The sequence below is a fragment of the Chryseobacterium metallicongregator genome (genome assembly GCF_031324065.1).
Lineage (GTDB): Bacteria > Bacteroidota > Bacteroidia > Flavobacteriales > Weeksellaceae > Chryseobacterium > Chryseobacterium metallicongregator.
Genome location: NZ_JAVIXS010000020.1, coordinates 147954 through 165976, shown reverse-complemented (window position 1 = coordinate 165976; position 18023 = coordinate 147954). Strand labels below are relative to the sequence as shown.

General features: G+C 35.3%; 17 protein-coding genes. 8 read left to right on the top strand and 9 right to left on the bottom strand.

Features of this window, described 5'->3' with window-relative positions; genetic code table 11:
- Positions 1 to 296: 296 nt before the first annotated feature.
- Entirely contained in the window at positions 297 to 2504 is a 2208-nt protein-coding gene (locus REB14_RS18670; RefSeq protein WP_309522949.1) for an ATP-binding protein, read from the top strand.
- Positions 2505 to 2506: 2 nt separating this feature from the next.
- On the top strand, positions 2507 to 3136 hold the full coding sequence (locus tag REB14_RS18665) for a response regulator (RefSeq protein WP_309522948.1): 630 nt from the start codon (positions 2507 to 2509) through the stop codon (positions 3134 to 3136).
- A 77-nt stretch (positions 3137 to 3213) separates the two neighbouring features.
- Here REB14_RS18665 and REB14_RS18660 read toward each other — a convergent pair whose 3' ends face one another.
- Together REB14_RS18660 and REB14_RS18655 are read right to left on the bottom strand one after the other, a co-directional pair.
- Complete coding sequence (locus REB14_RS18660; RefSeq protein ID WP_079241601.1) at positions 3214 to 3780, bottom strand: hypothetical protein; 567 nt, start codon at positions 3778 to 3780, stop codon at positions 3214 to 3216.
- 124 nt (positions 3781 to 3904) lie between these two features.
- Complete coding sequence (locus tag REB14_RS18655) at positions 3905 to 4975, bottom strand: resolvase (protein WP_309522947.1); 1071 nt, start codon at positions 4973 to 4975, stop codon at positions 3905 to 3907.
- A 158-nt stretch (positions 4976 to 5133) separates the two neighbouring features.
- Between REB14_RS18655 and REB14_RS18650 the strand changes: the two genes are divergently transcribed.
- On the top strand, positions 5134 to 5697 hold the full coding sequence (locus REB14_RS18650; RefSeq protein ID WP_079241602.1) for a hypothetical protein: 564 nt from the start codon (positions 5134 to 5136) through the stop codon (positions 5695 to 5697).
- Between the two features lie 95 nt (positions 5698 to 5792).
- Here REB14_RS18650 and infC read toward each other — a convergent pair whose 3' ends face one another.
- Complete coding sequence (infC, locus tag REB14_RS18645) at positions 5793 to 6293, bottom strand: translation initiation factor IF-3 (protein WP_027372223.1); 501 nt, start codon at positions 6291 to 6293, stop codon at positions 5793 to 5795.
- 164 nt (positions 6294 to 6457) lie between these two features.
- Complete coding sequence (thrS, locus tag REB14_RS18640) at positions 6458 to 8377, bottom strand: threonine--tRNA ligase (protein WP_079241603.1); 1920 nt, start codon at positions 8375 to 8377, stop codon at positions 6458 to 6460.
- 234 nt (positions 8378 to 8611) lie between these two features.
- On the opposite strand from thrS, the gene REB14_RS18635 reads away from it, so the two are divergent.
- The gene (locus REB14_RS18635; RefSeq protein ID WP_079241604.1) at positions 8612 to 9586 is read left to right on the top strand and encodes a dipeptidase; all 975 of its coding nucleotides are present in this window, start codon (positions 8612 to 8614) and stop codon (positions 9584 to 9586) included.
- A gap of 189 nt (positions 9587 to 9775) precedes the next feature.
- Here REB14_RS18635 and REB14_RS18630 read toward each other — a convergent pair whose 3' ends face one another.
- On the bottom strand, positions 9776 to 11320 hold the full coding sequence (locus REB14_RS18630; RefSeq protein ID WP_079241605.1) for a hypothetical protein: 1545 nt from the start codon (positions 11318 to 11320) through the stop codon (positions 9776 to 9778).
- Positions 11321 to 11468: 148 nt separating this feature from the next.
- On the opposite strand from REB14_RS18630, the gene REB14_RS18625 reads away from it, so the two are divergent.
- The 4 genes from REB14_RS18625 to leuB all read left to right on the top strand — a co-directional run bounded on the left by REB14_RS18625 (position 11469) and on the right by leuB (position 15985).
- Positions 11469 to 12632 carry a 2-isopropylmalate synthase gene (locus REB14_RS18625; protein ID WP_309522946.1) on the top strand — a complete coding sequence of 388 codons (1164 nt, stop codon included), beginning with the start codon at positions 11469 to 11471 and terminating at the stop codon, positions 12630 to 12632.
- A 28-nt stretch (positions 12633 to 12660) separates the two neighbouring features.
- On the top strand, positions 12661 to 14049 hold the full coding sequence (gene leuC, locus REB14_RS18620; protein WP_309522945.1) for a 3-isopropylmalate dehydratase large subunit: 1389 nt from the start codon (positions 12661 to 12663) through the stop codon (positions 14047 to 14049).
- A gap of 222 nt (positions 14050 to 14271) precedes the next feature.
- Positions 14272 to 14880, top strand: a complete 609-nt coding sequence (gene leuD / locus REB14_RS18615; RefSeq protein ID WP_309522944.1) for a 3-isopropylmalate dehydratase small subunit — start codon at positions 14272 to 14274, stop codon at positions 14878 to 14880.
- Positions 14861 to 15985: a 3-isopropylmalate dehydrogenase gene (leuB, locus tag REB14_RS18610; RefSeq protein ID WP_309522943.1), complete on the top strand. Its 1125-nt coding sequence runs from the start codon at positions 14861 to 14863 to the stop codon at positions 15983 to 15985. Before leuD ends, leuB begins: the two co-directional genes overlap by 20 nt.
- Positions 15986 to 16079: 94 nt before the next feature.
- On the opposite strand, the gene REB14_RS18605 is transcribed toward leuB, so the two are convergent.
- The 4 genes from REB14_RS18605 to REB14_RS18590 form a co-directional block, all read right to left on the bottom strand.
- Positions 16080 to 16265 (bottom strand): hypothetical protein, encoded by a 186-nt coding sequence (locus REB14_RS18605; protein WP_079241610.1) that lies wholly within the window; start codon positions 16263 to 16265, stop codon positions 16080 to 16082.
- A 71-nt stretch (positions 16266 to 16336) separates the two neighbouring features.
- Entirely contained in the window at positions 16337 to 16942 is a 606-nt protein-coding gene (locus REB14_RS18600; RefSeq protein ID WP_079241611.1) for a DUF4230 domain-containing protein, read from the bottom strand.
- Between the two features lie 2 nt (positions 16943 to 16944).
- Positions 16945 to 17508, bottom strand: a complete 564-nt coding sequence (locus REB14_RS18595) for a TlpA family protein disulfide reductase (RefSeq protein WP_309522942.1) — start codon at positions 17506 to 17508, stop codon at positions 16945 to 16947.
- A 3-nt stretch (positions 17509 to 17511) separates the two neighbouring features.
- Positions 17512 to 17979, bottom strand: a complete 468-nt coding sequence (locus tag REB14_RS18590; RefSeq protein ID WP_034694493.1) for a pyrophosphohydrolase domain-containing protein — start codon at positions 17977 to 17979, stop codon at positions 17512 to 17514.
- Between the last annotated feature and the right edge of the window lie 44 nt (positions 17980 to 18023).

Genomic DNA, 18023 nt, shown 5'->3' with positions numbered 1-18023 from the left:
CTTTCATTTATAACTTTTATAGCTTCCTTTTTCACACCCGATTCAATGATCAATTCTTATTTCGAAATAACACAACATTAAAAAACATGGGTAAAAACAATAACAAACTAGAATTGAGTGAAGGAGAAGCTGTAAAAGTATAATGCGAAAGCTATTTAGCAACAAAAATATGAATCTAACATCAACACAGATATAAAGTATTTTTCGTGGTAAGAATACAAGCTAAATCGATTAGCAGGTATTTACTTATATTTATGTTCTTTACTATAATGCAACTTAATAAAGATAAGGGTTTGATGTACAGGTTATTATTTATATTTACTTTGTTGGTTTGTCCGTTTTTTACTCAGGCACAGGATGTTTTGAGCAGATTAGAAAGGGAATACAGCCATGCCTCAAACAATACGAATGAACAGCTTAATCTGGCTCCCAAATATGCGACCGCCTTATTTTTTCATAACCTCAAACCTAAGTCTTACCAGATTTTAGCCACCAACATTTCTCTTGCTGCAAAGCAAACAGATGGAAAATATGCCACCATATTATACGCGGTGCAAGCCATGAATTATCGGCTGGATAATAAAACAGCTGAGTCTTCAAAAAGTCTTGACATGGCAAAGGCATATAGTTTAAAAACGAATAATAATGAGGCTAAAGGCTATTTTAATTACGCAAAAGGCTGGATTCTGATCCGCAATAATAAAACAACTGATGCCGTTACTGCGTATTTAAAAGCGATTGAATATTATGAAAATTCGCCAACAACCTCTACATTGTATGGGAGATTTGGAAATACAGCCAAAGAACTGTCCACGATTTATTCTAACCTCAATGAATACCAGCTGGAAGAGAAGTATAGTAAGCAGTTTTTGTTGCTGGCATCCAAACAAAATGACCCAAATCTGATCTTCGATGCCTATATGAGAATGGGGTATGTGTATGAACAAAAATATACGCAAACCCCATCCAATACGGAGCTGAGAGATAAAACAGAGCAATATTATCTGCAGGCTATAACAACTTTTAATAAAAATAAAGACAGGATGCTTAACAGGAGCAGTCTTTCCTATGCAGCGATTAATTTAGCCAATTTGTATACTGAATTTGATAGAGATAAAGCAATACAGTATGCCAGCTTAGCCAACAATGTGAGTCTGGAAATAGGCGATCCTATTCATATTGCTTCATCATTTGGAATTCTGGCAGAATTAGCCTTACAGGATAAAAATTATGATTTAGCGAAGTCTTATTTTCTAAAAGCCTCTATGGAAATTGGGAAAAGTCCGGTGCGAGATCATAATATTGAATTATCTATTCTTGAATCGTTATCCAGAATTAGCGAAGAACAGGGGAATTACCAGGAAGCAATCACTTATTATAAAAGTTATGTAGATAAATACAAAAGTGTTTATGACCAGGAAAAACTGGATATTACCAAAAGATTAGAATCCCAGTTTGATAAAGAACGCCAGGAACAGAAATATATCAAGTTACAGCTGGAAAGCGACAAAAAAGCACAGGAAATTAAGTTGATCAACATCCTTCGGGCACAGCGCGAGCAGGTATATAACAACTTAAAACTGGTAGAAGAAAACCAACGTGAACGACTGAAGTTTTCAGAACTTGAATCCGAGAAAAAAGAACAGCAGCTTCGGTTGGCAAAACTGGAAACCCAACAGAAGAACAACGATATTAATACCTTTAAAAAGTTACTGGCATTCAAAGAGAAGATCAATACTTATTATATCTTCTTTATCATCTTCTTTATTATTTTAATCCTCTTATTGCTGTATGCTTATCAACAACGGGCAAAGTCTATTAAGAGAAGAGATGAACTGCATGCTTTGGCTATGGAACAAGAGAAACAAAACTCAAAAATATCTACGCTTACCGCATTGCTTGAAGGGCAGGAACAGGAGCGTGGTCGTCTTGCCCGTGATCTTCATGACGGATTAGGAGGCCTGCTTTCAGGAACGAAACATCAATTGTCTTATTTAAATCCTTATCAGTCCGAAAATATAGAGGAGGGAATTTCAAAATCAATTGAGCAGATTGATGGCGCTATGGAAGAACTAAGAAGGGTAGCGCATAATTTAATGCCGGATTTATTAACAAAATATGGTCTGGAAGTTGCGATTAAGGAATTTGCCTCCCGTATATCCAATAATGCATTAGACATTCACACTGAGTTTATCAATTACAGTAATTCCATTTCGAAGGAAAAGCAATTGATTATTTACAGGATCATTCAGGAATTGGTCAACAATGCGATAAAACATGCCAATACATCTGAAATTATTATTCAGATAAGCGAAGAAGAAAATCTATTAAACCTTACCGTAGAAGACAATGGTAAAGGTTTTGATCCCGCAGGATTAAATGCCAGAAAAACAGCGGGTTTTCATAATATAGAACTAAGAGTCCAATTTCTAAAAGGAACCATGAATATCACTTCTGAATTGAATATTGGCACCAGTATAGAACTTCAAATCCCTATTTATTAAACATGATAAAAGTAGCCATAACAGATGATCATCCACTTCTATTAGAAGGGTTGAAGAATATTTTAGGAAATAGTGATACGATAGATGTAGTAGATTGCTTCAGAAACGTTTCTGAGATGAATACCGGTCTTGCAAAACAAGAGGTCGACATTTTATTGCTGGACATCAATCTGGTAGATACCAACAGCATTGAACTGATTAAACCCTTAAAGAAAAAATACGGCAGCCTCCAGATTATTATACTGAGTGTTCACAATGAACTGCCCGTAATTAACAGTACCCTGGCTGAAGGGGCTTTGGGATATATTCAAAAGAATGCCTCAGTTTCCGAAATCCTGGAAGGAATTACTGCTGTATATGCCGGGAACAGGTTTTTATGCTCTCAAACGAAGTCTGTTTTGGAGAAAAAATCAACGGATGGATTAAACCATGTTCCGAAATTAACGCGAAGAGAAAAAGAAATTCTGGCTGAAGCCTCAAAGGGGTTAACAACCAATCAAATGGCGGAAAAGCTTTTCATCAGTCCACATACCGTAGAAAGCCACAGAAAGAATCTTATTGAAAAATTTCAGACTTCTAATCTGAGTTCAGCCATAAAATTAGCCATAGAATACGGCTTAATTATCGAATAAATATTCAACCAGCAAAAAGGTCTGCTTACATCGCAAAGCAGACCTTTTTTATATAAATTTAAAATTAGGTGTAATTATTAATCTTTGAATTTGAGTGCAGCCTGGAACAGGTTTTTCTTTCCTATTAAATCATACTCATCATTATATTCGGGTTGATACATTAATAGGAAAACCCTGCCGTCAAAATCCTTCAGATTGATAGGCTGATCCATCATAATATCATAAAACCTTGTAATAGTACGTGTAGCTGTCCATTGTTTTGCGTTGCCTTTAGGGTTTTTATCAAATCTATGGTCTTTTGCATCTGTATAATACCAGTAAGAAGGTGCAGAATCCATTAAAAACATTTCTTTGTCCTTGTTATACAATTCCTCCGCCATGCCTGTATTCTGAAACCACGGAACCTCAGTGTTCAAAAGTCCCAGTGCTCCGGCATAAATATCTTTATTTGTGGTGGCTCCCACTAAAAAGCCTTCCAGATTGTTAGAGGTAATCTCAAATAGAAAAGGGGATTTTTTCAGTTCATAAACATCATTGACAGGCTGAATTACTTTTCCATCCTGTTTAATCACAACTTTTAACGATTGTGCGAAAGTCATAAAACTTAATAAACTAAAAAGGAGGGTCAAACTTAATTTTTTCATTGTATCTCTTTAAATAATTGCAGCAAAGATATTGGACTTTATACCCATACGCACTGGCTGATTTCAGGGGTTTTTGATCTTATTCCAAATTTCAGTTACATTCTTGCTCTTCAAAAAATATTTTCTAAAACAGATCAGCCTTCAACTGTATTTTTATATAAGCCGTTTTTTGATTTTTACCATTGGATGAAGCGGAATTAAGGGGATAAACTTCCGCATAAAAGGTATCATTAGCTGTCCAGAATGCCTTTTTTTCGTCTGCTATTTTGAAGTTGGTGAAATTCACATATAAAAGATTATCCTGTTTTTTCGTTTGTGGAAAATATTGAGAAATAAGAAAATCACTTCCCACATCATTATTGGAGGAGACAAAGGTAACCCAGCCTTTCGTAGGGAGAATTTGGGGATAACCATCTGTACCCAGTTCAAACATAACGGCATTTTTTATTTGGTAGAAAGAGTAAAAAGAATCTGCAGCTTCGTCAGAATTTTCTTTGAAAACCTCCAGGTTTAAGTAAGGAGATCGCCCTACATATTCATTCGCAAGCGGTCCGGTTTCTGTAGATATATTTTCATGTTGGGTAATCACTTCATCTCTGCCATTTTCTTTGTATACCCAGTTGTCATTCTGCAGCGTTATATTCGGATTCTTTACCAAGGTTTCATCGATTCTGTTTTTTGAGCTGGCTTTAAATTCCTGTTCTGAAATCTCAGCAATGGTACCGAATTTCTTAAAAGATTTGTTCTTAAAATCACCAGATTCCTTATATGTGCTGCTTCTGATCTCATAAAGATCCACACCATTTAAAGTAAGTTCAAATGCTGGTGTAAATTCTGATTTCAGGACAAAAGCTTCAATGCTATTCGAAATATTGTTATTAATACTGTAGTGAATAGAATAAAAGTCCTCAAACTCTTCAAATCCATAGTAATTATCGAGTTTATTATAGGCCATTTTCAAATGGGCTGCCTCTTTACTTGGAGTGACAAAAAACTGTATAGAATCCAGCTTGGTGAATAATTGAAAGGGTACATCCAGAACATTATCAACTCCTTTTATTTTTTTGAAATCAGCCAGTGTTATTTTTTTTTGCTTAATTTCAGTTGTTGTTTTATCTGCGTCCGATGTTTTATTCTGTTGATTACATCCTGCAAGAACTATCACGGATGATATAAAGATTGGAAAGATTTTCATTTTATATTTTTCCGCAAATGTATCTGTATTCAGGTCTGTAGCCAACAAAACCTTCTGATATAGGGAATAAATGGCTGAAAACAGGGATATATTGAACGATGGATTTTGGAGAATTTTACAAAACGATAAAACCAATATTGTAATTCACTTTATAAAAAATGAAAAACTTAATAATCAGCCTTTCAGTTGTGACTGCTTTATTAGCATCCTGTTCACCCGCTACAGACAAAAAAGTAGAAACAAATATTTCTCCGGGCACCAAAAAAGACGTTGTAGCATCTAAATCGAAACCAGTGAAGAATGATCCGGAACCAGTAGAAATACCAACTGATTATTCAACATTGGTTCCTATTGATGTATTGAATAGTAAGAGTACAGATGTGTATGAAAAATTTGGCATAGAGTTTTCGGGAAACTGCTATTCATGCGATTTGGCAAGTCTTTCTATAGCAAAGAATCAGATCAGATGGACCAATGTTTGTGATGAAAAAGACACTTTTGAAATTAGTGATTTTTCATTCTCTAATGAAGGAAGTAAAACTATTTTTGCAACACCGGAGAGAACCTATATTTTAACTCAAATAGATAAAGCACCCGTTTACGAACTCATGATAGAAGGCAAAAAACTGGAGTTAAAGAACAAAAGAATATCAAAATATTTTACTACCAAAAAAGCTTTGCCTCTTTTCACAGAACATGATTGTGGAGATTTTGAAGGGTAAACAATAGAGTAGTCCGGGACAGTTTTGTTTTGAAATATAAGCATAAAAAAACCTCAAATTACTTTGAGGTTTCTTTATATAAAATAATGACTTAATTATTTTGCTGGTTTTTTTGGACTCATCATCATAATCATCCTTTTTCCTTCAAGTTTAGGAAGCTGGTCTACTTTACCCACGTGCTCCAATTCCTGAGCAAGTTTTAAAAGCAAAATTTCTCCCTGATCCTTAAAGATAATCGAACGTCCTTTAAAAAATACGTAGGTTTTTAATTTAGAACCTTCTTCAAGGAATTTTTCAGCATGCTTCTTTTTGAATTCGTAATCGTGATCGTCAGTCTGAGGTCCGAAACGGATCTCTTTTACTACCACTTTTACCTGCTTAGCTTTAAGTTCCTTCTGTTTTTTCTTTTGCTCGTATAAGAATTTCTTATATTCCAATACTCTTGCAATAAATGGTTCTGCCTTGTCAGAAATTACTACTAAATCCAATTCTTGTTCCGCAGCAATTTGTCTTGCTTTGTCAATTGGGTAAATTCCTGGCTCTACGTTATCGCCCACTAAACGAAGCTCTCTCACACGAATTTTATCGTTGATCAAGTGTAAGTCCTCTTGTACCGGACGTCTCTGTGGGCCCCTGTTGTTAAATCTTTGTGCTATTGTATTATAATTTTATTGGTTAATTACTTAATTTAATTGATTTAAATATTTAAAATTGAAGGATTTTGTTAATTTTTAAATCCTTCAATCTTTTAATTTTAAATTTATATGGCTGCTTCTTTTTTAAAGTAAGCAACGAAATCCTCCATCTTCATTACTCCAAGATCTCCTTCTCCACGTCTTCTTACAGAAATCGTGCCTTCATTTTCTTCATTTTCTCCTACTACAAGCATGAAAGGAATTTTATTCAATTCAGCATCACGGATCTTTTTACCTGTCTTCTCGTTTCTGTCATCAATCTGACCGCTAATATCGTGATTTTCCAAAAATTGTGAAACTTTTTTTGAATAATCTACATATTTTTCACTGATTGGTAGAATAATAAACTGATCCGGGCTTAGCCATAATGGGAAATCACCTGCAGTATTTTCCAGCAAAATAGCAATAAAACGTTCCATAGAACCGAAAGGAGCTCTGTGAATCATTACCGGTCTGTGTTTTTCATTATCATTTCCAATATAATGAAGATCAAATCTTTCCGGTAAGTTATAATCCACCTGGATAGTTCCCAGCTGCCATTTTCTTCCTAAAGCATCTTTCACCATGAAGTCAAGTTTAGGACCGTAGAATGCCGCTTCTCCGTATTCTACTACTGTTTTTAAACCTTTCTTCTGAGCTGCATTGATGATCGCACTTTCTGCTTTCTCCCAGTTTTCATCAGAACCGATATATTTTTGTTTGTTTTCAGGATCTCTTAATGAAACCTGAGTTACAAAATCTTCAAAACCTAAAGATTTGAACACATAAAGCGTTAAATCAATTACTTTTTCAAATTCTTCAGAAAGCTGATCCGGAGTACAGAAAAGGTGAGCGTCATCCTGAGTAAATCCACGAACTCTTGTTAATCCGTGAAGCTCTCCACTTTGCTCATATCTGTAAACAGTACCGAATTCTGCATATCTTTTTGGTAAATCTCTGTAGCTCCATTGTGATGTCTTGTAGATTTCACAGTGGTGAGGACAGTTCATTGGCTTCAGTAAGAATTCTTCTCCTTCATTAGGCGTTTTAATCGGCTGGAAGCTATCTTCCCCATACTTATCCCAGTGTCCTGAAGTGACATATAATTCTTTAGCTCCGATGTGTGGAGACATTACGAATTCATAACCTCCTTTTTTCTGAGCATCAGAAAGGAAATTTTCCAGTTTTCTTCTTAAAGCAGTACCTTTTGGCAACCAAAGTGGTAAACCGGCACCTACTTTTTCAGAGAATGCGAAAATTCCAAGTTCTTTACCTAATTTTCTGTGGTCTCTTCTTTTAGCTTCTTCCAATCTTTCAAGATATTCTGTAAGATCTTTCTGTTTAGGGAAAGAAATACCGTATACTCTTGTTAATTGAGGGTTCTTTTCATTACCTCTCCAATAAGCTCCTGCTGCATTTAATATTTTAACCGCTTTTACGATTCCTGTATTCGGGATATGACCACCACGACATAAATCTGTGAAGTTATCGTGCGTTACAAAAGTGATTTCTCCATCATTAAGATTAGAGATCAATTCAACTTTATACGGATTGTCTGCATACGTTTTTAAAGCATCTTCTTTAGAAACCGGGTATAGAGAGAAAGTAGAACCTTTCTTCGCATTTTCTAAGATCTTTTTCTCAATCTTTTCAAAATCTTTTTCAGATAAGCTTTCATCCCCGAAATCCACGTCATAGTAGAATCCGCTTTCAATGGCAGGACCGATCGTCAACTTAGCATTAGGATAAAACTCAAGGATTGCCTGCGCCAAAAGGTGGGCAGAAGAGTGCCAGAAAGCCTTCTTTCCAAGATCATCATTCCAGGTCAAAAGCTGCACCGTAGAATCCGTGGTTATAGGTGTGGTCGTTTCTACTTGTTTGTCATTAACAATTGCGGAAATGGTGTTTCTAGCCAATCCCTCGCTTATAGATTTTGCCACATCTAGAGGAGTCACTGCTCCTTCGAATTCTTTGACACTATTGTCTGGAAGTGTAATTTTTATCATTGTTTACTAAGAAATTTTAAGAGGCAAAAATACGGAATTTTTAGATAAAATACTATATTAGCATATATTTAGAATGAGAATTAATATTAAAAATGAAAAAGACGAGGGTGGTTTTTGGCTCATATTCACTTTATCCCAGAAAAATACTTCAGAATTTCCGGGTATTTATTTTCTTAGTAGTAAAGCTCATTTTCTTTTCGAAAATATCTAAAAACAAACAAATTACAATTCAATATGAATACGATAAATGTAGATTTGCACTGCGACTTATTATGTTATTTACTTGAGCCGGGCTCATTAATTGATGATAAAGAACTTGGTTGTTCACTTCCTTATTTAAAAGAAGGAAATGTGAAGCTTCAGGTGATGGCTATATACTCAGCAACAGGTGAAAATAGTACTGTTTACGGTGCTAAACAGAGCGAAATATTTTCAAGTCTCCTGCAAAATGAAAACTTTTTCTTATTTGAAGGGGAAAACTATAAAAATACCGATAATACAGGCAAAGTAGGGGTTATTGCTTCTATTGAAAACGCATCTGGCTTTTGTAGTGAAGATGAAACCTTAGAATCTGGCTTTAAAAATCTGGAAGCGATCATTGAAAAAACACAGCGAATTCTTTATCTCGGAATAACCCATCATACTGAAAACCGCTTTGGAGGAGGAAACAATTCTGATGTTGGACTGAAAGAGGATGGAAAAGTTCTGCTTGATTACTTTTCAGAAAAAAATATTGCCATTGATCTGGCTCATACCAGTGATCAGCTTGCCTATGGAATTCTTAATTATATAGACCAAAAAAATTATAAAATCCCTGTTATGGCAAGTCATTCTAACTATAGATCTGTACATGACAAAAAAAGAAACCTTCCTGATGAACTGGCAAAAGAAGTTATTAAAAGAAAAGGATTAATAGGACTCAATTTTATCCGCAATTGTATTGATGAGAAAAATCCTGAGGTACTATATGAACATATTCAGCATGGCCTTGATTTAGGAGGAGAAGATTTTATTGCCTATGGTGCTGATTTTTTCTTTTGCAAAAACCATCCGGACAAATCCCGTCATCCTTTCTTTTTTGAAGGATATGATGATGCATCTGCTTTTAATTCCATCAACAAAGAAATTGAAAAGCGCTTTTCTTCCGAATTGGTAGAAAAGATCAGCCATAAAAATGCTTTAAATTTTATAGAGCATCTGTATAAATAAAACAGAATATAAGATGATTTTATGCTCTCTCAGATTTAGCAAATTAATCCGGTTTCTTATGTAATTGGTGAAATCAGCTAAATCTGCGGGAGATTATATTTAAAAGAAATTATCTGTTTTTTAGTATTCAATTTTACATTAAATAAAATATGATAAAGTATTTTAAAATAGTATTTTATGTAATTTTATTTAATGTTTTCTTTTGTACTTTACTTTCTGCTTGATAATCTCAATCACGTCAACATTTTGCACTTTAGATTTAATCCATCCATGGATATCAATATAGAATAATGAACGACGATAATATTCATTATTAGAAAATTCTTCCAGCTTTTTATCAAAGCTTTCAAATGCTTTCTGTCTTTGATCCAGTACCTGATTATTAAGGTTCTTAAAAAACTGAATGCTTTCAAAATGGAACTCTTCCGGTTTTTTCATTTTCCTGGCAAACTTTAAAGTAGAGGCAATAAATTCATCATAGTCTTCATCATTTCCCGACTCATATTTGGCCATTAAAATCAGAATTCTGGTATGAAACAAAAGATCTTCCTGTACATTTCCTTTGGATTCTATAACTCTCATAGAATATTCAATGGATTTTTCAAACATTTTACTTCCAAAAAACATGGCTGCCATTTTAAGGTACAGAATCATAAAATGGTGCTCATCAATCCTTTCTCTGAGTTTTTCCATTTTTAATTCCACTTCAGGAATAAGCTTGGTTCCTGTGAAGAATTCTCCTTTTACAAAGTGAATATTCATCAGTGTATTGTAATGCGTAAGAAAAATAAGAGACTGAAGGTTCTCATTCTGAACAAAATTCTCCGCGTGTACCATTTTATTGAAATTCTGAAAATGTTCTTCCAGAATATCAATATTTCCATATAAAAACAAGATTTTCAGCAGATACGTATTCCCTTTAATATACCATACAGGATGGCTGTAGATCATCTCAGGCTTTTTATGAAAAAGATCTACCCATTGATAGGCATATTTCAGTGTGTATTTGTAGTCCTGTAAAAGCTGGTTTTTCCAGACATGGGCTTTGTAATACCATAGTTTTTCCGTGAAATTCAGTTTCTCAGGGTTGATATTTTTAATTTCGGAGTTAAAAACGTCCAGCACTTCCTGTCGGTCTGCATCATTTTTTACATAACCATGAGTAAGCATCTCACTGTATAATTTCAGGGAAAGATTGGATAATTTAGTTGTATAACGGTTTTGTTTACTGATCTCCTGAGACTGCTTGATAAGCTCTTCGGCACGGCCTTCAATACTTCGTGTAATAAATTGTGATTCAATTACTTTTTCAAGGTCTATAATTTCCGACGCGATACTTTTCTCATCCAGTTCCAATGCTGTCTGCTTGGTCTTGTCCAATATCTTTAAAGCCTGCTTATAAAGACCTTTCTGATACAGAATGTTTGCAAAATCCAATTGCTCACGAAGCTGGATTCTGTAATTCTGGTGACTTGGGTTCATACGAAGACTTACCAGAATCTGTTTATAAAGGTGGGCTTTAAGGTTGGAAAGCTGCTGCTTGGTGGAAATTTTTTTTTCAATGATAATGCTTTCATCATATTCTTTCATCTTGTCCATTTCAGAAAACAGCAGAAGAAATTTAGCATCTACATTAATTCCGAGACGGTTTACGTATAACTTAAACTGTCTTTTTTCAGAGGTGGTCAATGACTTTACCAATACAAACAAAAAATCTTTCTGCAATTCTGCCATTGTAAATTTTTGAGAATTAAATTATTGATTAATAAATAAATACAATTGTTTTTTAAGCTGTTGAATATTGTAATTTTCAAAAAAAGTGAAAATAAAAAAATATCGCAAGCTGTAGTTTTGAGCCAAAATTAAGTAAAAAACTTCACTTATGAATTCCGAAAAAATCGAAATTTTTGATACGACACTGAGAGATGGGGAACAGGTTCCGGGATGCAAACTGAATACGGAACAAAAACTGATTATTGCTGAAAGGCTTGATGAATTAGGGATTGATATTATCGAGGCAGGATTTCCAATTTCCAGTCCCGGAGATTTTGAATCGGTTTCAGAAATTTCAAAACTGGTGAAAAATGCGAAGGTATGCGGACTCACAAGAGCGAACAAAAAAGATATTGATGTAGCAGCAGAAGCGCTGAAGTTGGCAAAGAAACCAAGAATCCATACAGGAATCGGAACCTCTGATTCCCATATTAAATACAAATTCAACTCCACAAGAGAAGATATTATTGAAAGGGCTGCTGATGCAGTAAGATATGCGAAAACATATGTGGAGGACGTTGAATTTTATGCTGAAGATGCCGGAAGAACAGATAATGAGTATCTGGCAAGAGTTTGTGAAGCGGTGATCAAAGCAGGAGCAACTGTTCTTAATATTCCTGATACCACAGGATATTGCTTACCGGAAGAGTATGGTCAGAAAATAAAATATCTGAGAGAAAACGTAAAAGGAATTGAAAAAGCGGTGCTTTCATGCCATTGTCACAATGATCTTGGGCTGGCGACTGCCAATTCTATTGCCGGAGCCATCAATGGGGCACGTCAGATTGAATGTACCATCAACGGATTGGGAGAACGAGCAGGGAATACAGCGTTGGAAGAAGTCGTCATGATTTTAAAACAGCATAAAGACTTGAATCTGCATACGGATGTGAATTCAAGGATGTTAAATGAAATGAGTGTAATGGTATCTGATCTGATGGGAATGTCTGTACAGCCAAACAAAGCCATCGTAGGAGCTAATGCTTTTGCTCACAGCTCAGGAATTCATCAGGATGGTGTGATTAAAAACAGAGAAACTTATGAAATCATTGATCCTGCGGAAGTAGGTGTGAATGCCTCTTCCATTATTCTTACAGCAAGAAGCGGACGTTCAGCATTGGCTTACCGTTTCAAACATATCGGATATGAGGTTACCAAAAATGAATTGGATTATCTGTATCAGGAGTTTTTGAAAATTGCTGACCTTAAAAAAGAAATAGGAAATGATGATCTGAACCTGATGATGGATTCTTTCAGTAGAAAAATAGGATAGGTTTGATTTAAATCAAGATAAAGTAAAAATGAACAATAGTAAAAAGACACTTTTTGATAAAGTTTGGGACGCTCACGTGGTAGAAACCATTCCTGATGGACCTCAGATCATTTATATAGACAAACATCTTATTCATGAGGTAACCAGCCCTCAGGCTTTTGCGGAACTTGAATCCAGAAATCTGGAAATATTCAGGCCGGAACAGATTGTAGCCACTGCGGATCACAATGTACCTACATTGCACCAGGAACAGCCTATTAAAGATGAACTTTCAAGAAATCAGGTAGAGCAGCTTACGGAAAACTGTAAGAAAAACAATATTGAACTTTTCGGATTAGGACACCAATATCAGGGAATTGTTCACATCATCGCTCCGGAATTAGGGATTACCCAGCCGGGAATGAGTATTGTTTGCGGAGACAGCCATACCTCTACCCATGGTGCATTTGGATCTATTGCTTTTGGGATTGGAACCAGCCAAGTGGCTCAGGTGTTTGCCAGCCAGTGTTTGTTGCTTAACAAACCAAAATCCATGAGAATAACCGTTAATGGTACACTGAATGAAAATGTTCAGCCTAAAGATGTTATTCTTTATATCATTTCAAAAATAGGAACTGATGGTGGAACAGGATATTTCTGTGAATATGCAGGAAATGTGTTCGAAGAAATGTCGATGGAAGGAAGGATGACTGTCTGTAATATGAGTATTGAAATGGGAGCCAGAGGAGGAATGATTGCTCCTGATGAAACTACTTTTGAATATGTAAAAGGGAGAAAATTTGCTCCCAAAGGAGAAGACTGGAATGAGAAAGTAGCCTATTGGAGCACTCTGAAAACAGATGAAGGAGCTGCATTTGATGAGGAACTTAGCTTTGATGCTTCAGATATTTATCCAATGATTACTTACGGAACCAACCCGGGGATGGGAATTTCAATCCGTGAAGTGATTCCGGCACCGCAAAATGAATCGGAAGAGAAGGCATTAAAATATATGGGACTGGAAGCCGGACAGGCCGTTAACACCATCAAGGTTAATTATGTTTTCATAGGAAGCTGTACCAATGCAAGAATAGAAGATTTCCGTTCTGCAGCTCAGTATATTAAAGGAAAAAGTAAATCTGAGGCTGTAAAAGCACTGATTGTTCCCGGATCTCAACAGGTTGTTAAACAGATTTATGAGGAAGGGTTGGATAAAATATTCAATGAGGCGGGGTTTCAGATCCGTCAGCCGGGATGTTCAGCATGTCTGGCAATGAACGATGATAAAATTCCGGAAGGAGAATATTGTGTTTCCACTTCCAACAGAAACTTTGAAGGCAGGCAGGGACAAGGTTCAAGAACGATTCTTGCAAGTCCGCTTACCGCAGCAAAAGCAGCCATAGAAGGTAAAATTTCAGCTTTTGAAAGTGTAAACTAAAAGTAATTTTAAATTATGTTTAAACCACAAAGACACAAAAGGTTGTAACGCTTACGTAAGAAGAAGTTATCATTGGCTTGCATAACAAGAGCAATTAAGCTTTTTGAAAATCTTTGATTTTCATTCTTATGCGAATTTCTTATATGGGTTCTTTTTATTCTTTCTTAAGTAAACTGAAGTGAAAAAAACTTTTGTGGTTCAAAGTCTAACAATGTAGAATACATGCAAAAATTAGTTGTTTTAAAATCCCGCGCAGTTCCGTTGCCGGCAGAAAATATAGATACAGACCAGATTATTCCGGCAAGATTCCTGAAAAGTATAGACAGAAAAGGGTTCGGAGAAAATCTGTTCAGAGACTGGAGGTTCAATATTCATACAGGAGAACCGAATCCTGATTTTGTTTTGAATAACCCTAAATTCAGTGGAGAAATTTTAGTGGCAGGAAACAATTTCGGATGTGGAAGCAGCCGCGAACATGCAGCGTGGTCATTAACTGATTATGGTTTCAAAGTAATTATTTCCAGCTATTTTGCGGATATTTTTAAAGGAAATGCCTTAAATAACGGGCTTCTTCCTGTAAAGGTTTCCGAAGAATTTTTAAAAGAAATCCTGGAAGGAATCAATGAAAATCCAGACAATGAAATTGCCATTGATGTGGAATTACAGTCTGTAAGCTTTAAAGATACCACTGAAACTTTCGAAATTGATTCTTACAAAAAAATATGCCTGTTAAACGGCTATGACGATATTGATTTTTTAATCAGCAGAAAACAGGCGATCACAGAATTTGAATTAAAAACACAAAAAGCAAATGAGCGACAATTATTTTAAAATTGCGGTTCTTCCCGGAGATGGGATTGGCCCGGAAATCATCAGTGAAAGCATTAAAATATTAGATGTTATTGCGGAAGCTTTTCAATGTAAATTCCATTTTGACTATGGATTGATCGGGGCAGAAGCTATTTTTAAGACAGGAAATCCTTTGCCTGAGGAGACGTTGAAAATATGTAAAGAATCTGATGCCGTACTTTTCGGAGCTATCGGGGATCCGGTTTTTGATAACAATCCGGAAGCGAAAGTGAGACCGGAACAAGGATTATTGAAACTACGTAAAGAACTAGGGTTGTTTGCCAATATCCGCCCCTTGAAAACATATGCATCATTAATTGATAAAAGTCCGCTTAAAAGAGAAATTATCGAAGGTGCGGATATCCAGATTTTCAGAGAGCTGGTAAGTGGAATTTATTTTGGTGAAAAATTTACAGACCCGGAAGGAACATATGCTTATGATATCTGCAAATACAGCCGTGAAGATATTATTCCTATCGCCCATATGGCCTTTCAGGAAGCTCAGAAAAGAAAGAAAAAACTTACCCTTATTGATAAAGCCAATGTTCTGGATACTTCAAGATTATGGAGAAAAATCTGTCAGGAAATTGCCCCTGAATATCCGGATGTACAGCTTGATTATATGTTTGTAGATAATGCAGCCATGCAGTTGATTCTTAATCCTAAACATTTTGATGTTATCCTGACTGAAAATATGTTTGGAGATATTATTTCGGATGAAGCAAGTGTGATCGGAGGTTCTATCGGGCTGCTGCCATCTGCTTCGGTAGGAGAGAAGAATGCCCTGTTTGAGCCTATCCATGGATCTTATCCACAGGCAAAAGGAAAAGGAATTGCCAATCCTATTGCTTCTATTTTAAGTGTGGCGATGATGCTGGATCATCTTAATGTAAAGGCTGCAGCAGATAAATTGAGACAATCTGTAGAACATGCTATTGAAAATAAGTATGTCACCATTGATCTTAATACCAAACAATATTACTCTACGAGTGAAGTGGGAAGCTTTATCGCTGACCATATCAGATATTCTGAGAAATCATATTACAATTTTGAAAATATCAAGATCGGAAAATCTACCATTGTATAGAAACAAAAAGTTCAGTTAGATAGTTAGAAAGAAAAGTTCCGCCTCATATGAGACGGAACTTTTCAATTTTTTAAACCTGTGAGGGATATTATTCTTATTTTTTGGTATTATCCGTTTTTCCTGATTTATTTTTTGAAGACTTTTGAACATCTTCTTTATCAATATCAGGCGGATTGGTCTTTTGTGATGCCGCAGGAATATTGGGGAAATCCTGGTTTTGCTTTTGGGTTTCTGCGGTATTGGCAGATTCTTTCTTTTTGGTGTTTCCTTTTGTATCCATGACTTTGAATTTTAAATTTCAACAATATGATAGTATCATTCAAAGGGTTTGCCAAACGGAAATATTTAACCTTAAAGTCCTAAAATACCAATTTTTCCTGTTTTATCTTCTATTTCATAATTTAAAGCCTTAGCCAAAACAAAGATATTATTAAGATTTTCCATCAGCTGTTTGCGGCCTTCACTTCTCAGCTGATTCTGATCAATTGATTTTTCGGCTGTTTCTTTAGCTTTCTGGGTAACATTTTTAATATCTTTTTCTGAAATTCTGTTAATAAAAGAATCATCCAAAGACTGAATTTCAACGCTTGGCGTAATTCTTATGTCTGCATCAGGAAGCTCAGTGATAATCAATTTTTTATTGATAGAATCTACTTCGATCTTCATTTTGTTAAGGTCATAAGAAACCTGTGCATTGGTCTTTGTATAAGTTATAATGCTGTTGCTGGAGATCTCTTTTCCAAAAACTTCATAACCCATTTTGGTCTTCTGCATGCTGGAAGTATTCTGCTCCATGACTACCATTTTATTCATCTTGGAAATCTGATTGGTCAGGATATAATAATCCGATTTTTCAGTTTTATTTCCAAGGTTCAGGCAGGACTTCAGTCCAAAAAACAGAAGGACCATGGCACCGGCACCGGCTGCAAAGGATAATATTGTTCTATAATTTCTCAAATCTATTTAAAAATTTCTTTGATGACAGACGAATCATTCTTTTTAAGAATTTCAACTAAATCCCTCTCGATATATCCTGTAGTAGGCATTTCTATAATTCTTCCCACTTCTTTTCCATATCTTTTCAGAATAATGGTAGGAACTTTTTGAAGATTGTAAAGACTTTCATCTCCGGTAGGAGATTCTTTTTTACGGTTTACTGCTATGATATTCAATTTACTTTCCGGATAGCTTACGGCTTCCAATATTTTCATCAGTCTTGGAAAATCTCTGTGGCTGTCTTCACACCAGGTTCCCATGAATACAATAATATCATAAGTCCCGATTTTCTCTTTTTTTAATTCACTGACGGCTTTTTGGTCAAGAACATACTCATCATGTTCTTTTACATACCAATCTGCATAAGGAGCTTTTAAAAATTGCTCTTTCAGTTGGTTTCCTAAAAGCATTTTGCCATCTTTCTGAGTTTCAACTTCACGGTTTACTACTACTTTTTGAGCACTAAACTGTTGTGCAGCTAAAAATAAACTTGAAAAGGCAACAATATTGGTAATAAATTTTTTCATATGTTATTTTTCAATAATTGATTTTAAATCAGCAGGAGAGTAATATTTGTTTTTTAATACTTTATGATCTGCCTGTCTGTAAACATTGAATTTTTCTCCGGACTTTTCATAAAAAGATTCTACTTCCTTCTCTTTATAAAATTCAACAGTTTCCTTTGCCTGTTCTTCATTATCACATGCTTTCGACATATTGGAGCGCTGAACTTCGTTGAATAGCTCTACAAATTTGTTGCCAAGTCCGAATTCCAGTACAGCTCCACTCAAAACATACTGAAGATCACACAATGCATCTGCAATTTCTACAATATTATTATCTGCAATGGCTTGTTTCAGTTCGTTTAATTCTTCCTGTAAAAGCTCCACTCTAAGATTGCATCTTTCCGGAGAAGGAATTTGTGGGGTATCTAAAATAGGGGCTTTGAAAGTAGTATGGAATTCTGCTACTTGGTTCAGACTATCAATTTTATCCATGAATTTTTTTATTTCCCACAAAGATAGAAAAGGATTTGTAAAAT

Excerpts from the sequence above, each read along its gene's own strand:
- REB14_RS18670 (WP_309522949.1), top strand. The coding sequence starts at position 297 with ATGTACAGGTTATTATTTATATTTACTTTGTTGGTTTGTCCGTTTTTT.
- REB14_RS18665 (WP_309522948.1), top strand. The coding sequence starts at position 2,507 with ATGATAAAAGTAGCCATAACAGATGATCATCCACTTCTATTAGAAGGG.
- REB14_RS18660 (WP_079241601.1), bottom strand. The coding sequence starts at position 3,780 with ATGAAAAAATTAAGTTTGACCCTCCTTTTTAGTTTATTAAGTTTTATG.
- REB14_RS18655 (WP_309522947.1), bottom strand. The coding sequence starts at position 4,975 with ATGAAAATCTTTCCAATCTTTATATCATCCGTGATAGTTCTTGCAGGA.
- REB14_RS18650 (WP_079241602.1), top strand. The coding sequence starts at position 5,134 with ATGAAAAACTTAATAATCAGCCTTTCAGTTGTGACTGCTTTATTAGCA.
- thrS (WP_079241603.1), bottom strand. The coding sequence starts at position 8,377 with ATGATAAAAATTACACTTCCAGACAATAGTGTCAAAGAATTCGAAGGA.
- REB14_RS18635 (WP_079241604.1), top strand. The coding sequence starts at position 8,612 with ATGAATACGATAAATGTAGATTTGCACTGCGACTTATTATGTTATTTA.
- REB14_RS18630 (WP_079241605.1), bottom strand. The coding sequence starts at position 11,320 with ATGGCAGAATTGCAGAAAGATTTTTTGTTTGTATTGGTAAAGTCATTG.
- REB14_RS18625 (WP_309522946.1), top strand. The coding sequence starts at position 11,469 with ATGAATTCCGAAAAAATCGAAATTTTTGATACGACACTGAGAGATGGG.
- leuC (WP_309522945.1), top strand. The coding sequence starts at position 12,661 with ATGAACAATAGTAAAAAGACACTTTTTGATAAAGTTTGGGACGCTCAC.
- leuD (WP_309522944.1), top strand. The coding sequence starts at position 14,272 with ATGCAAAAATTAGTTGTTTTAAAATCCCGCGCAGTTCCGTTGCCGGCA.
- leuB (WP_309522943.1), top strand. The coding sequence starts at position 14,861 with ATGAGCGACAATTATTTTAAAATTGCGGTTCTTCCCGGAGATGGGATT.
- REB14_RS18605 (WP_079241610.1), bottom strand. The coding sequence starts at position 16,265 with ATGGATACAAAAGGAAACACCAAAAAGAAAGAATCTGCCAATACCGCA.
- REB14_RS18595 (WP_309522942.1), bottom strand. The coding sequence starts at position 17,508 with ATGAAAAAATTTATTACCAATATTGTTGCCTTTTCAAGTTTATTTTTA.
- REB14_RS18590 (WP_034694493.1), bottom strand. The coding sequence starts at position 17,979 with ATGGATAAAATTGATAGTCTGAACCAAGTAGCAGAATTCCATACTACT.